A 14806-nucleotide genomic window follows, 5' to 3' on the forward strand; every position below is an offset into this window, starting at 1 on the left:
GCGGCTATAATTTTGCTAACTTTGAGTTGCTTTTCTGCATTCTTCAGGCAAATCTTCTGACCAAGGAAGCAGCTTGTCTATAAAGGATGTATCCTTATCATTCATATGTTGGGGTATCTGTTGCAGTAAATACTTGAAGTAATGGTATGGTTTTAAGTTATTAGCCTTAGCTGTTTCTGCAATACTGTAAATTATTGCGCTTGCCTGGGCTCCTTGAACTGTGTCTATCAAATGCCAGTTGTTTTTTCCTATGCAGAAGCCCCTTATAGCTCCCTCTGTAGCATTATTATCCAGAGGTACGTAACCATTTTCAAGAAATGTTCTCAGATATTTTTCTTGATTTAGGCAATAGGTAAAGCCTTTGCCTGTTTCTGATTGTGATGGAACATCACTTCTATGCTCTTTTACCCATGCAAAGAAAGCTTCTACTTCAGGCCTTACAAGAAGCTTGCGTTTAGCGACTCTCTCTTGTGGAGATAACCCCAAAAGATCATTATCTATTTTATATATCAAAGCTATTTGTTTTAATGCTGCATATGCCAATGTATCTTTAGCGGCTTCTTTGTCCATTGTCTTGACAACAGCTGCAAACCTACGACGGGCATGACTCCAGCAACCTGCTATTGTGATATCCGCTTGTTCTTTCTCAAGCTTGTGGTAAACTTCATATCCATCGGTTACAATAGTCCCTTTATACCCCTTGAGAAATTCTCTTGGATGATCAGCCTTACGTGTTTTCTGATAATCATACAGGATAATGGGCGGAGCCTCGTACATTTTTCCTGTTCGATATACCCACATGTAGCTTTTAGAACCGGCAGATCGTCCATCTTTTGAAACAATCACCGGTGTCTCATCAGCCTGTGATACGCTGCACTGATAGAGTTCCTGATGCATTCTATCATACAATAGTGACAGGTACCTCTCGGCACATTGTATTGTCCAGTTTGCCATTACCTGTCTGGATATATGTATGTCATTTCTCTTAAACTCCTGTTCCAACCTGTATAGAGGAAGAGCATTTATATATTTTCCATTTAGTATACCAGCTGCCAGAGTTGGCGTTACAATACTGTTGCGCAATAGATCAACAGGGCGGTTTGCCTTTACAATGGTTTGATTGTCCTTTCCTGCATATACTGCAACATGATGCTCTTCCACCTCAAATGTAGCAGGGTGAAATTGAAGGCGCTTGTACACTTCATCAGGCAGTCGTTTCCATGTGTCTCCGAAAATAGATCTTAGCTCATCGTCATTAAGAGTATGTTCAATGATACTGACAGGCAAATCCTTTAAGTCCTCATTACGTTTTCCTTTTGCTTTTTTTCGCTTATATGGCTTAGGACATACTTCATCAAATTCAGGTTCTTCAATAAGCTTTCCGGCAGCAGTTACTTCTGCTTCGTTAAAGCACAGTTCCATCTGCTCATCATATACCATCTTTTCAGATGAACGTCCAAATCTTTTCTGCTTTCCAATTTTATTTGCTTCAATCAGAAGAGTGATGTTTTTATTCATTTCTTCTAATTGAGTGCTTTGTTTTTCAAGTATGGCCTGCTGCTTCAGAAAAAGCTGAACAATATCTTTTTTACTATATTTAGTTAATTCCAGTTCTGTAAATGTTTTATCCATGAATCTACAATATCATGAAAAAAGACACAATGGAATAGAAAAGTCTCAAGTTTTAAAAGTCGTGGATAATTACGGAAAATATGTGAGGTTTTGCACAATTTCAAAAGAGTTATCCACTAGATAATACGGCTGGGAGACACTTTCTTAACAGCTTTTGCTTGCTCAATGGCAAGACCTTCTGTTAGCCATCGGAATTGTTTAGGTGTGATTTCTTTCATTTCTGCTTCACTGCGAGGCCATTGAAATCTTCCGCCTTCTAAACGCTTGTATAGTAATACAAAACCATCACCTTCCCAAAGAAGACCTTTTATCCTTGTTGTTTTTCTTCCGCAGAAAAGAAACAGGATATTTTGAAAAGGATTTAAATGAAATTGATTTTGAACCATCCCAGCAAGGCCATCAATTCCTTGGCGCAAATCGGTATAACCACATGCAATGTAAATCTGGTCAAAACCAGTAGCATTATTAAACATTTTGGAGTACCTTCAGTACTGTCTCTAGCAGCTTAGGGCTAGTATCATTATTAATTTGTAATTGGCAGCCTCCAACGTTAACAATCATCTCTGTGCTAAAAGATACTTCTTGCAAGGACTTATTACGGGAACTCGTGAGTTGAACGGGTGCGAAAGTGATTGACGAATCCTTTGCTGAATTATCTACCGATGAACAGAGTTGCTTACGTATTTTACGCTGCCAATAAAAAAATTGAGCCATATTCACATTGTTTTCCAAGCACCAATCCTTCACAGACATTCCGGTAGCACGGCATTCCTGAATAGTAGCAGCCCATTTTGAAAGAAGGTACTGTTGTTGTACTTTTTTAGTCTCCATTGATAAAACCTCCTTGAAAAACTTTATTAAAGTTTTTCAAGCTAACTTTAAAAAGTTGTACAATTTTTTAAAGTAGCTTGTGAAAACATGGAAGAATTATCTCATATTAAAGAGAGTCTATCGAGGTACTCATGGTTTACCGCTTACGAATAAAATGCGGCAAAAACCGTGTAGCTAAGCTAATGAGAGAAAACAATATTGCAGCTAAAACCAAAAGGAAATTCAAGGCTACTACAAACTCCAAGCACAGCTATCCTGTAGCTCCAAATATACTAAATCAGGACTTTACGGCAACAAAACCTAACCAGATATGGGTTGCTGACATCACTTACATACCTACAGACGAAGGCTGGCTCTACCTGGCTGCTATTGTTGATCTATTTCAGCGAAAGGTTGTCGGCTGGGCCATGGACAGCACTATGACAAAGCAACTTTGCATAGATGCCTTAAAGCAGGCCATAGGCCGCAGTAAACCAGCTAGAGGCCTGATTCATCATTCTGATCGTGGTGTCCAGTATGCAAGTAATGAATACAAGAATGTACTCAAAAACAATGGCATTACACAAAGTATGAGCCGAAGAGGTAATTGCTATGATAATGCATGTATGGAATCATTTTTTGGTACACTTAAAACGGAGCTTATTTACTTAACAAGGTTCAAGACTAGGGCCGAGGCTCAGTTAGCTATCTTTGAATATATTGAAGCCTTCTATAATCGTATACGTCTGCATTCAAAGCTTGGCTATAGATCGCCTGTTGACTTTGAAAAGTTAAGTAAGACAGCTTAATTAAATTTTATGTGATACAAAGAAAATCGGAGAAATCCCGCCATTCTTTGTGTCTAATTTTTCGGGGTAAGGTCAGTTTATATTAAAACTTACATTCATCACTGTAATTATAGATTTTTATTAGCTTATTTACATTCCACTCTGTTTATATTAAAACTAGGTTCTAAGTCATATTCAATTTCACATACTGCATTTACATTCCACTCTGTTTATATTAAAACACTAGGTTCTAAGTCATATTCAATTTCACATACTGCATTTACATTCCACTCTGTTTATATTAAAACGGTGGACATATATTTTTTATGTCAGGATTCAATTTCATTTACATTCCACTCTGTTTATATTAAAACATGAGCAGATTTCAAGTTATTGTAGGGCTGTATTATTATTTACATTCCACTCTGTTTATATTAAAACTCAATCAAATTTAGCAAAAAAAGTCGGTGTAACCCGATTTACATTCCACTCTGTTTATATTAAAACACTATCCGTTCCCGGGTTAACCTCAACAAATATGTATTTACATTCCACTCTGTTTATATTAAAACCTACGGCACAGGTCAAAGGCAATTATCAATAAAATAATTTACATTCCACTCTGTTTATATTAAAACGATTTAACTTTAGATAAATGTTTTGTTGTTAAAAAATTTACATTCCACTCTGTTTATATTAAAACCCTTTCTTACCGACCATTTTCCAACGTTCGTTTTCTTATTTACATTCCACTCTGTTTATATTAAAACTTAAGTACACTGTCCCTGATTGCTTCCTTTTGTTCTATTTACATTCCACTCTGTTTATATTAAAACACACCCTCTTTCAATGTCTGCAATAGCCTTTAATATATTTACATTCCACTCTGTTTATATTAAAACGCTGTTGGAGTTTGGATTGAGTAGACCACCGCAAAGTATTTACATTCCACTCTGTTTATATTAAAACTTCCTCCTTAAATAATAATTATAATATTTGCTTAAATATTTACATTCCACTCTGTTTATATTAAAACAATACTGATGTACAAAGTTTCATGGGTACTTTAAATATTTACATTCCACTCTGTTTATATTAAAACGAACCCCCTTGTCCCACTTGTTACCAAATATTATATGAATTTACATTCCACTCTGTTTATATTAAAACGTAAAATAACAATAGATTTTGATAAATTTGAGACGATTTACATTCCACTCTGTTTATATTAAAACAGAATATCAATGTGAGGCACGCAGACGAATGAAAGCAATTTACATTCCACTCTGTTTATATTAAAACGAAGAATTGATACGTAAAAAGCCTTTTAGGTTATTTAATTTACATTCCACTCTGTTTATATTAAAACTAATTACACCAACCTTAATACTTGAAAATTCTTTCATATTTACATTCCACTCTGTTTATATTAAAACAGCAATGTTTGATATGTCTATTATCCCGTCATGGTCTATTTACATTCCACTCTGTTTATATTAAAACATCTTCTTTTTCATCCATAATTATCAAGTCCCTTCTGGATTTACATTCCACTCTGTTTATATTAAAACATTTGTCAATTGTACTGCTCATTGCATTTATTGTTTTAATTTACATTCCACTCTGTTTATATTAAAACGTAGAGGAAGGTGTAAAATTATGATTTATTTATATTGATTTACATTCCACTCTGTTTATATTAAAACATTTACAGCGAAAACAGCCTTTCAAATTTTAAATTTATTTACATTCCACTCTGTTTATATTAAAACTCTGCTAATTATTCATTTGAAGAATTTTGTTCAGAGTTATTTACATTCCACTCTGTTTATATTAAAACGATTCTGGTGATATTTGCGAATGTCAAGAAGATGATAATTTACATTCCACTCTGTTTATATTAAAACTTAATATGTTCATACATTTATAGTTGTCAGGCATGGGGATTTACATTCCACTCTGTTTATATTAAAACTGGTGTTTATGTCGCAAGTGAGAATGATGCATGTAGAAATTTACATTCCACTCTGTTTATATTAAAACTGATTACGGTCCAAATTATTATAATGCAAAATTGCATTTACATTCCACTCTGTTTATATTAAAACGCAGGTAAACAATGCAGATGTTCAGACATTTATGGGTATTTACATTCCACTCTGTTTATATTAAAACCGCCGGTGACAGAGTAATCGCTATACCTGACGTATATTTACATTCCACTCTGTTTATATTAAAACTTATGTACTTTAAGACGTACATAACTGCTTTTATTATTTACATTCCACTCTGTTTATATTAAAACCATATCATCCGCATTTTCATTGTATAGTATTTAGTATTTACATTCCACTCTGTTTATATTAAAACCTATGCTATATGGCATAAAATGGGGTTTTGTAACATTTACATTCCACTCTGTTTATATTAAAACTTTTTCTCGTGATGATTATGAAGAATTTGCAAGGAGAAAATTTACATTCCACTCTGTTTATATTAAAACGATGAAATGAAGCGTTTTGCATATTATGCAAAGAAATAATTTACATTCCACTCTGTTTATATTAAAACTTAATATTTTGAGTTATGCAAGGTCTTTTGGTATATTTACATTCCACTCTGTTTATATTAAAACCCAAAAGATTCTCATAAGCTAGTGTTGTCTTTGAAGTATTTACATTCCACTCTGTTTATATTAAAACAACTGTATTAACTCAGAACATTATGAGCATATGTCAAAAATTTACATTCCACTCTGTTTATATTAAAACTTCATAATTATTAAAATCAAAGCCACTCGTAAGAGATTTACATTCCACTCTGTTTATATTAAAACGAAATACTCAAGACTGTAACTGTTGACGGTGTTGCTCTATTTACATTCCACTCTGTTTATATTAAAACCGTAAAAAATGGTACGGACGTAATTAATTTATAAGGATTTACATTCCACTCTGTTTATATTAAAACCCCACGAATCCCTATCTGACCTTTTAAAATCTCGATTTACATTCCACTCTGTTTATATTAAAACAGGGACAAAAGTCTGATGATGTATCTCAAAAAGATATTTACATTCCACTCTGTTTATATTAAAACAAATTTTAGGAGTTGAGACTAAAGGTAAACAGGATAATTTACATTCCACTCTGTTTATATTAAAACTTGTGGATGGTGCAGCCTTGGGAGCAGGTGCAATCGGATTTACATTCCACTCTGTTTATATTAAAACTGAAGCGCAAGAATTTGTTGATGAGATTTATAGTGTATTTACATTCCACTCTGTTTATATTAAAACTTAGGTCTTACAAGGAAGTTTCCTTTTTCTATACCAATTTACATTCCACTCTGTTTATATTAAAACGTCATACATCGTAAAGTAAATAATTACAAAATTGGAATTTACATTCCACTCTGTTTATATTAAAACTGAGATGGATTCGTGCAATAGATTAAGTGTAAGGGATTTACATTCCACTCTGTTTATATTAAAACTGTTTCGCGTAGGCTTGTTTGTTGCGGTAATACAAATTTACATTCCACTCTGTTTATATTAAAACGACTTGCAGGCGGGTCCCCTGCCTTTTGCAACTAATATTTACATTCCACTCTGTTTATATTAAAACTCTTGGAGATTCCTGCTCCGCCACTAAAGCAGTAACCGATTTACATTCCACTCTGTTTATATTAAAACCTAGAAAAGAACTAGCAAAAGAGTTCTCAAAAGCTAGATTTACATTCCACTCTGTTTATATTAAAACAGATACAACTGTCATTTTTGCCTGACCACCGAAACTATTTACATTCCACTCTGTTTATATTAAAACATACCCTAAGATATCTGTACCCCTGTATTACTATACAATTTACATTCCACTCTGTTTATATTAAAACTCAAAATATTTAATTAACTCATCTCTTTGTTCTTTATTTACATTCCACTCTGTTTATATTAAAACGCTGACGCCGAAAACATTCAATTTTCAAGGATCACATTTACTGTTTCTGTCGATGTTATAAATTAATTATTAAATATACGACAGATTTTCTTTTAGAAATTATTTACATCTTAATTTTACACGCATCAGAGGTTCTGTCAATCCCCATGGAATTTTACAGTATCAGAGGTCGACAGAAAAAATATTTAAAAGAAGTTTGATGTTTTGTCATCTTCCTTTCCCCAAAATTCTTTCTGCATCCATCTTTCCTCTCTACTTTTGAAAATAATTACAGAATCTCTTTCTTTTCTTATATGCTTTTTAAGTTCCAGCTTTAGCTGTTGTAACAAAGCTGGAGTGATATCTCCTTCAAACACAGATTTCTGCACATGTGTCAGGTATTTTTTGCATATTTTGAAAATATTCCGTGATGCTTTTGCTCCGTTTTCATCCACTTCTACGTCATATATCAGAACTATATACATAATCACCACCAAATTTTAAACCCTTCATATTCCTTATCACCCATTAGATGTTTTATAAGCTTATAACATTCCAAACGAATTAAGTGTCTGTATGAGACATTTCTTCCTAACTCCTTATGTTTTATGGTTCTGTTCATACTTTCATCGTATTCCATCAATATTTTCTTTCTTCCAGTATCTTTAAGATAAAAGTAATTGGAATCCTTCTCAAAATCCTTTTCCGTTATCATATTTCTATTCAGTAAGGAAAATATCAGCCTGTCTCCTATTAATGGCTTAAAAATTTCAGAAATATCAAGGCAGAGAGAAAATCTTCGCTCACCAGGACTGTGTAAATAGCTAACTGTAGGATTTAACTGGGTCACATATATTTCAGATAAACAACTTGTATATATCAACGAATTTACAAATGAAATAAGCGTATTAACCATATTGTCAGGCGGTCTTTTAACCCTTTTTTCAAAATCAACTTCCTGCTTAATAATACTTGTCCAACATTCATAATACACTTTTCGTATACTGCCTTCCACACCCATTAAAGACTTAATATCCCCGGCACTTTCTATTCCATTTCTTAAATTCTTAATTTCATTTATAGTGTTTTCTAAATCACGATTCCTTTCATTATAATATCTAATATTTCTTAAAATATTATAGCTGGCAGCCTCAATAAATGCTTTCGCAATTTTAAGACGTTTGCTGTCTTCTGAATAATGCATTACCTGTTCCACTAAGAGTTTCCCTGAAACACTTGTCTCCTTCGGGAAAAAGCTACCCGTATAAAAGCCATAGAAATTAAAAATATGTATAGGAATAGACAACTGCCCGGCATAATTCAAAGCTTTGGTATTCAAAGAGACTTCCCCAAAAAGATAGATATCCCTAGTCATATTTACTTTTATATCCTTGAAGTTGCCGTCAGGTGCAGTCATTCTTAGAACATTATCCTTCCGCTTTAATTCCCCGTCGGAAAATAAATAAAAACTTTCTGACATCTTTCCCCTCCTTAAATGTAGCAAAATTCATAGTATGCACAAGCTCTGCATATCTTCGAATCAATAACTTCAGGGCTTTTTTCTTGAATAACAATTTTCTCAATACTATGGAGGATTTCCTCTATTTCCTTCTCATCCTGTTTTGTGAGCAAAACTTCTTTTCTTTGCTTTATTTTTGGATAATCGAGGACGCCTTTTTCAATTTTTATTCCCCTTTGTCTAAGAAAGTATATATAATACTTTACCTGCCACATGGAAGCCTCTTCTATGCTTTTACTTTTTTTGACCTCATGCAGAACCTTCCAGTCCTTTATAAAGTCAACATTAACCGTTTCATCTATTAGAACCTGCTTGTCCTCCCTTCCATAGCTACTTTCATCAATGAGCTTTCCCAGAAGCACATTTTCATTTTCCTGCTCCAGAGTAATGTTATTGACAAAGTACCACAGCTTTCTTTGGCAAACAAAATAGTAATAAAACATAGTTCCTGTAATTCTCAAACATATCACCTCCCTATATCAGAACATTCTGCTTTCAGCATCCCGGAATTCCTGTTTCTGTGTATTTTCAAAGCTGATTCCCAATTCATCAGTATAATCTGCATCCACAATCACAATTTCCTCTGCTCTGCTAATTTTCAGTTTAAAGCTTTTGGTTTGTTCAGCAAGTCTGCTGTTTACAGGCACCATTAAATCACGCAATCTATCTCGTGCCTTTATCTTTGTATTAATAATCTGTGATTTATCATTAAGAATTTCTATTTCTGTTTGTATACTTTCTTCATTTTCCTTGTAAATCCTCAAAGGAATAACTAAAACCTGGTCTATATCTCTGAACATTTCATTTACATCCTGCTTGTTAAGCTCATATTCAGAAATTGATTTAATGTACTCTATAGTTCTTTTTATTTCAGAATAATAATTTTCCAGTTTTTCAGAAGTGTATGTATTTTCAATCATTTTTATTTTATCGTCTTCTGAAAGAACTCCATCCTTGGTAAGAGCCTCTTTAGACAAATTATGAACCTGTGGGTCTATAACCGAATTTATTCCTACCCCGCTGCATTTTCTACTTCCTCCTGTAAATACAAAACAGTTATAGTCCACATCAAGAAGTCTGTGACGATAGCACCTCCCCATTCTCTGGAATAGTCCGTTCAAATCTGATAATTCTGTGAAAAGCAAATCAAAATCTATATCCAGTGAGGCTTCTACCAACTGTGTGGTAACCCATATTCCTGATTCATTGCTTCCTTTACTTCCGGTCTTCAATATGCAATTTTCTTTTTCTGTTCGATGACAGCGTATAAATCCGCTATGGAGTAAGTGTATATCATTCTTGCAATCTTCCGGTAAAATTCCTTTAAGCTTTGCATAAACCTCTTTTGCCATTTTTATTGTGTTGCATATTACAAGCACTTTGTTTTTGTTATATGCCTTTGATATTTGCTCAATACTTTCATTGTCGTTTATAGAGGCTTCTATTCTTTTCAGGCTGTGGCGTATTAAACTATTGGTAAATACCCGGGGTATTTCAAACTCTATACCCTCTTCTTCAAGAAGATTAAGTATCAGTTGGGGAAGAGTGGCAGTCATAATTGCAAACTTCCCACCCATTTTAGTAATATATTTTAGTCCCAAAACAAGATATGCAACAAGTTCATGAGAATACATCTGTATTTCATCAATGATTACTTTGGAATATGACAAAGTAGCAAGCTTTGGTTCAAAACCTTTATATCTGAAAACAAAGTCAAAAATCTGATCTAACGTACACACAGTCAGGGGAAGTGATAATTGCCTTGTTCTGGTGTAATATGTTTCAAAATCAATTTCTTTTTCACCTTCAGCCTGTTCGGAATAAATCTTCAATGTGTCTGAATGAAGCAAGGCAACCCTCTCGTCAAATTTTTCAGGTACAATATTTTCTATAATACGTTTGTAAATAGCATTAATAGCACTTTTTAGAGGTAATGTAAAAAATCCTTTGCTGTTACCCAACCATAACAAACCTGCTTCTGTTTTTCCCATTCCTGTCTGTGCAATAACTATAACATTTTTATCTTGTTGTTTTATCATATACTTCTGTAAATCATTCCATTGAGTTTCTAAATTTTTTGTTTGCCATTTTTTTAAGAGATCATTCATTGATTCTATCAAAAAATCGTTAGGATTTTCTACTATTATTTCCGCACTAGCGGCATAATCCAGTCTATTCAGAAGTCCCTTCAACATTATATATTTAAAGAAGTAATCACCGTCTTTTGATTCGTAAAATCTCTGTCCTTTGTCGAAAAAATCAATATCAAATCTAGGTTTAAAGTATCTTGTTGGAAGTGCCAAATAGTTGTATTTGGGGAAAACACTTTTAAGAGTTTCGATTTCATTGTAAATCTCATCCATTTCAAAATCCATATCTCTTTCATGGTGATATGCAACTGCATGAAATAGCAAGCCAATATCTTTATCCGAATATCCCTTATCTTCCAAATAATCTACATCAATAAAACCAAGACTGAGAACCCCGTGTGGTAATCCTGTAGTGCTCCCTTTCCCGTGGACTCTATTCTGAAATCGAAAATTCATTTTCCCCATATCATGGTATATACATGCCAGACGAAGAAGTTCCCAATCTGTTTTCAGATTGGGATACATCTTTTTAAGAATATCAAGGTTAACTAACAAATCATCTGTATGCCATTGAATATCTTTACGTCTAGGTCTTGTCTTTGCGATAAATTTTTCGTCTAATGTCCTGCTGTCCATATTAGTCTCCTTTATGCAAAATATAGTCTAGGCCAAAAAAACAAAATCCTGACGATCATCCATGTAAAATGGCTTTCTTCGTCTCATGATTACATCATGTCCGTAAAGAACCTCTACCGTATTCCATTTCCTAAAGATTTTGGGGGATTTATTAGTACCGTAATTATCCAGGGTGTAGTTTTTGTTAAGTTTATACCGTGTTCCGGAATACTCCACTCCTTCTTTAGAATTCGGTTTAACATATTCCTCATTAAGATAGGATAAAGGTATATATGCCGCATATCCGCTTTTCAATCTATCACTTTCTTTTATAGTTTCCTTATTGATTTCTACAATACTTACATCATTTATAACGACTAGGTCTTCCCGCCTCCCCAAAGAGGGATATTCAACTGGCTTTATAAAGCTATTATATATTTTCTCCAAAACCTCATCCTCTTCCGGGACTATATGTATAAGAAGTTCTACATCAACCAAAAGTTCGGAAGTTGCAACCCCTCTTGAAACACCAAATCCCCCTACTTTTAGTTGGTGCCTGCCTGCATCATATGACATGCCGTTTTTGAATTCGTATCTTGTAAAAAGGTCATTTACCTTTGAAAAATACTTTCCCTGAATACTTACCTGCATGGGATGATATTCCTCATATCCACAAAGGTTATGAATCATACCTATAACCGTGGAGTACGGAGGCAGAGGATATGTTTCTTTTAATTGAAAGCTGGCAGGTTTTTTGTAATTAACCATGTCCTGACTAATCTCTAACCTAATTCCCTTCATAATACATATCCACCTCTTTTTTCAGTGCCTCAAAAAACTCGGGTACTGTTGTAGCCTTCAATACCTCCTTCACCTCATTGGTGTTATCAAAGCGACAGTCAACTATTCCTGTATGGGTATGCTCCTTAATGCCTTCATACATTACACCTGTAATCTCGTTTACCTGTATGCAATTATTCCTGACAGATACTACATTTTGAAATACAGGATTTTTTATATCATATAGCCCACCTATTACAAATAGCGGCTTTAAATCCTCTCTACGTCCCCTTATGTCTCTGTACAGCATTGCAACTGTGTCCAGAAGCTTCTTTACACGTCTTGCTCTTTCGCTGTTTTCCAGTACTATACCATATTCATCATCAATTCCTATCTGATCAAGGTCAGCAGCAATTGTGTATCTGTAATAGGATTTGTGGATTTCAGCCTGTGCTATATTCATATCTTTTTTTATCTTGTCAGCTTGTCCCTTATTTGTTAAAAAATCTAAGTCACCTTTAAAAGTTTCAAGAGAAATGGCATTGGACAATCTTACCTTTGCAGCTCTCTTCTTGCCGTTGCTTCCCTTTTCAGTCTTGAGATAACCGAAAAAGTCAATTTCAGGGTATTTATCAATGGTTGCTTCCTCCAGAAATTGAATAACCTTTTTATCTCCGCTTCCTTCTTGTGCTACAGGTGCAAAGGCTTCCCCAAGCTGTTCTGCAATATTGTATCTAATGGCTTGACGTGATATGTATGTATATTGCTCTCCTTTATTTCTAGATATTTTTTTCAATGAAGCAACATTTCCTACACTTTCTCCATAGTTAGCACTTTCAGCTTGAAAAATAATTGTCATTGTTAATCCTTTTATTTTTAAATCAGTCATTTTCATTCTCCTCCTTGTTGTCTGTTTTATTATCTATATCCTGTCTTGTACCGTTTAATCCAGAAACAAATGCATATCCGATTGTTTCAAAAACACCGTCTTCCTCCCTAAGTGCTTCTGTAATTATGTTTGGTACCTCCTTGCCAACATACAAATAGCAGTTAATTACAACGTCCATGAACATGTTACAGTTACCAGTTTTAAGAGCATTAAGGAGCCTATAGCTTATACCCGGGATTTTACCTGTTTTAGGGTCTTTTTCAAGATAAGCATTTCTTAGCTTTTCTCCCGCTTCTTTTGCACTATTTATATAATAAAAGCCCTTTCCCATTTTCTCCATCCCTCCTAAATTTTGAATTAATCTGAAATTTATTTTTAGAATATCAATTATGTTTCCCATATGATAAAAACCGTCTTTGGGAGATGCTGTTTTATAGTGAAGAAGTTTGAATATTAAAAGAAACTGGTTTCTATTGTTGAAAATATTCTCCAGCACCTGTTCGTATATGCTGTAGCTGTCTTTTCCTTCCTTGTACCGTGTGTTTATAAGTTTTCCAATTTCCTTTTCAAACTCTTTTATAAGTTCTATTGTTGCTTCAGGCAGCAAATTGAACTTATAACTTTCGTTTTCCCATCGTACTACCTGAACATCCGCCAACTCATATTTCTGTCTTGAGAGGTGTTGCTTTTTCATAGCCTCTAAAAGTGCCCAATAGATTTTGCGTGAGTTCTGCTCTTTGCCAATTCCGGTTACATTAGCCCGAACATTACTATTAACCTTTAGATTATTTTCCATATTCATATTTGCATTTATATACAAACCTGTATCTCCAACATATGAAAATCCTGCCGGCAGACATGAATATATCAGTTTACATACAGGACATAATGCTATGTCATTAACAAAGTTCCATACATGAGATGGTTTCCTTGCCACATCAAACCCGGACTGGTTTATAAAACCCATATCATTGTTGAAATCCTTAATTGGGGAGCCGCAGGTAAAGCACTGATATTTGAATTTGTTTTTGTCTGATTTCAAATAATCAATAGCACAGTTGACAAAATATGTTCTGTAGTCCTCATAAACATCCTTTATCTTTGTCTGCTTATTTAAAAAACTCACTCCATTCCAACCATTTCTTATGATTGTATAAATTACATTCTTTGCTCCGATAATACGTCTTCCTTCATTACTTCCGCAATACCCTATAATTTCTTCAAGAATATCAAATTGCTTTTTTATGCTTTCAATAATATTAGGTTTTTCTTTTTCAAAAGCATTTTCATCTTTGGGTTCTTTTATCTTTTGTAGTCGTTTTTCCAATTCCTCAATACGCTGAGCAGTTCCCATCAACTCAAAAGCTGACGTTATACTTTTACTGGTCAAATACCTTTTTGCTATATCTCCTATATATGCATTAATACCTTTAAGACCCTGAAGATTGAGATTTTTGAAATCATTTTCTCTGTAATGCTCTATTGTTTCTTTAAAGGAAATTATTCTATACCATGGCAAAGTTTTTTCATATGTATCTATGAAGTATTTAAAATACTTTTCTTCAAAATTCTCAAGACAATGTACAGGAATTTCCGCAGTACACCCGTAAAACTTGACATTTTCTTTTCCTACAATATTTATAAACCCGGTAATTGACGCATTCCACATCCAATCTCCTAGTGTCAGTCTTATGACTTCATTATCATAGATATCTTCCAATACTTTTCACCTCCATTTCCGAATA

General features: G+C 33.9%; 10 protein-coding genes, 1 pseudogene and 1 CRISPR repeat array. Of the genes and pseudogenes, 1 reads left to right on the forward strand and 10 read right to left on the reverse strand.

Annotated features, from left to right (window positions below):
- Positions 1-15: 15 nt before the first annotated feature.
- The 3 genes from tnpC to tnpA form a co-directional block, all read right to left on the reverse strand.
- Positions 16-1632 (reverse strand): IS66 family transposase, encoded by a 1617-nt coding sequence (gene tnpC / locus K412_RS0106545; RefSeq protein WP_024832355.1) that lies wholly within the window; start codon positions 1630-1632, stop codon positions 16-18.
- 116 nt (positions 1633-1748) lie between these two features.
- Positions 1749-2105 (reverse strand): IS66 family insertion sequence element accessory protein TnpB, encoded by a 357-nt coding sequence (tnpB, locus tag K412_RS0106550; protein ID WP_024832085.1) that lies wholly within the window; start codon positions 2103-2105, stop codon positions 1749-1751.
- Entirely contained in the window at positions 2098-2463 is a 366-nt protein-coding gene (gene tnpA, locus K412_RS0106555; protein WP_024832356.1) for an IS66 family insertion sequence element accessory protein TnpA, read from the reverse strand. The genes tnpB and tnpA overlap by 8 nt, the downstream gene beginning before the upstream one ends.
- Before the next feature lie 149 nt (positions 2464-2612).
- Here tnpA and K412_RS0106560 point away from each other — a divergent pair.
- Positions 2613-3251 (forward strand): annotated as a pseudogene (locus K412_RS0106560) (IS3 family transposase); the annotation flags it as partial.
- 127 nt (positions 3252-3378) lie between these two features.
- Positions 3379-7189: a CRISPR direct-repeat array (repeat unit 30 nt; unit sequence ATTTACATTCCACTCTGTTTATATTAAAAC).
- Positions 7190-7374: 185 nt separating this feature from the next.
- On the opposite strand, the gene cas2 reads toward K412_RS0106560, so the two are convergent.
- The 7 genes from cas2 to cas8a1 are packed head-to-tail and all read right to left on the reverse strand — an operon-like array spanning position 7375 to position 14781.
- Positions 7375-7653 carry a CRISPR-associated endonuclease Cas2 gene (gene cas2 / locus K412_RS0106565; RefSeq protein ID WP_024832358.1) on the reverse strand — a complete coding sequence of 93 codons (279 nt, stop codon included), beginning with the start codon at positions 7651-7653 and terminating at the stop codon, positions 7375-7377.
- A 2-nt stretch (positions 7654-7655) separates the two neighbouring features.
- Complete coding sequence (gene cas1b, locus K412_RS0106570) at positions 7656-8648, reverse strand: type I-B CRISPR-associated endonuclease Cas1b (RefSeq protein ID WP_024832359.1); 993 nt, start codon at positions 8646-8648, stop codon at positions 7656-7658.
- 11 nt (positions 8649-8659) lie between these two features.
- Complete coding sequence (gene cas4 / locus K412_RS0106575) at positions 8660-9157, reverse strand: CRISPR-associated protein Cas4 (protein WP_340139723.1); 498 nt, start codon at positions 9155-9157, stop codon at positions 8660-8662.
- 9 nt (positions 9158-9166) lie between these two features.
- Positions 9167-11413, reverse strand: a complete 2247-nt coding sequence (locus K412_RS0106580) for a CRISPR-associated helicase/endonuclease Cas3 (protein WP_024832361.1) — start codon at positions 11411-11413, stop codon at positions 9167-9169.
- 27 nt (positions 11414-11440) lie between these two features.
- Positions 11441-12193, reverse strand: coding sequence for a type I-B CRISPR-associated protein Cas5b (gene cas5b, locus K412_RS0106585; protein WP_024832362.1), 753 nt, complete (start codon positions 12191-12193; stop codon positions 11441-11443).
- The gene (cas7i, locus tag K412_RS0106590) at positions 12180-13061 is read right to left on the reverse strand and encodes a type I-B CRISPR-associated protein Cas7/Cst2/DevR (protein WP_024832363.1); all 882 of its coding nucleotides are present in this window, start codon (positions 13059-13061) and stop codon (positions 12180-12182) included. Before cas7i ends, cas5b begins: the two co-directional genes overlap by 14 nt.
- A complete protein-coding gene (gene cas8a1, locus K412_RS0106595; RefSeq protein WP_024832364.1) occupies positions 13054-14781 on the reverse strand; it encodes a type I-B CRISPR-associated protein Cas8b1/Cst1 in 1728 nt (575 codons plus the stop codon). The genes cas7i and cas8a1 overlap by 8 nt, the downstream gene beginning before the upstream one ends.
- Positions 14782-14806 lie beyond the last annotated feature (25 nt).

The organism is Ruminiclostridium josui JCM 17888, from assembly GCF_000526495.1.
Lineage (GTDB): Bacteria > Bacillota > Clostridia > Acetivibrionales > DSM-1351 > Ruminiclostridium > Ruminiclostridium josui.

What these genes read in the sequence shown, in the direction of transcription:
- tnpC (WP_024832355.1), bottom strand. Translation starts at nt 1,632, where the DNA reads ATGGATAAAACATTTACAGAACTGGAATTAACTAAATATAGTAAAAAA.
- tnpB (WP_024832085.1), bottom strand. Translation starts at nt 2,105, where the DNA reads ATGTTTAATAATGCTACTGGTTTTGACCAGATTTACATTGCATGTGGT.
- tnpA (WP_024832356.1), bottom strand. Translation starts at nt 2,463, where the DNA reads ATGGAGACTAAAAAAGTACAACAACAGTACCTTCTTTCAAAATGGGCT.
- cas2 (WP_024832358.1), bottom strand. Translation starts at nt 7,653, where the DNA reads ATGTATATAGTTCTGATATATGACGTAGAAGTGGATGAAAACGGAGCA.
- cas1b (WP_024832359.1), bottom strand. Translation starts at nt 8,648, where the DNA reads ATGTCAGAAAGTTTTTATTTATTTTCCGACGGGGAATTAAAGCGGAAG.
- K412_RS0106580 (WP_024832361.1), bottom strand. Translation starts at nt 11,413, where the DNA reads ATGGACAGCAGGACATTAGACGAAAAATTTATCGCAAAGACAAGACCT.
- cas5b (WP_024832362.1), bottom strand. Translation starts at nt 12,193, where the DNA reads ATGAAGGGAATTAGGTTAGAGATTAGTCAGGACATGGTTAATTACAAA.
- cas7i (WP_024832363.1), bottom strand. Translation starts at nt 13,061, where the DNA reads ATGACTGATTTAAAAATAAAAGGATTAACAATGACAATTATTTTTCAA.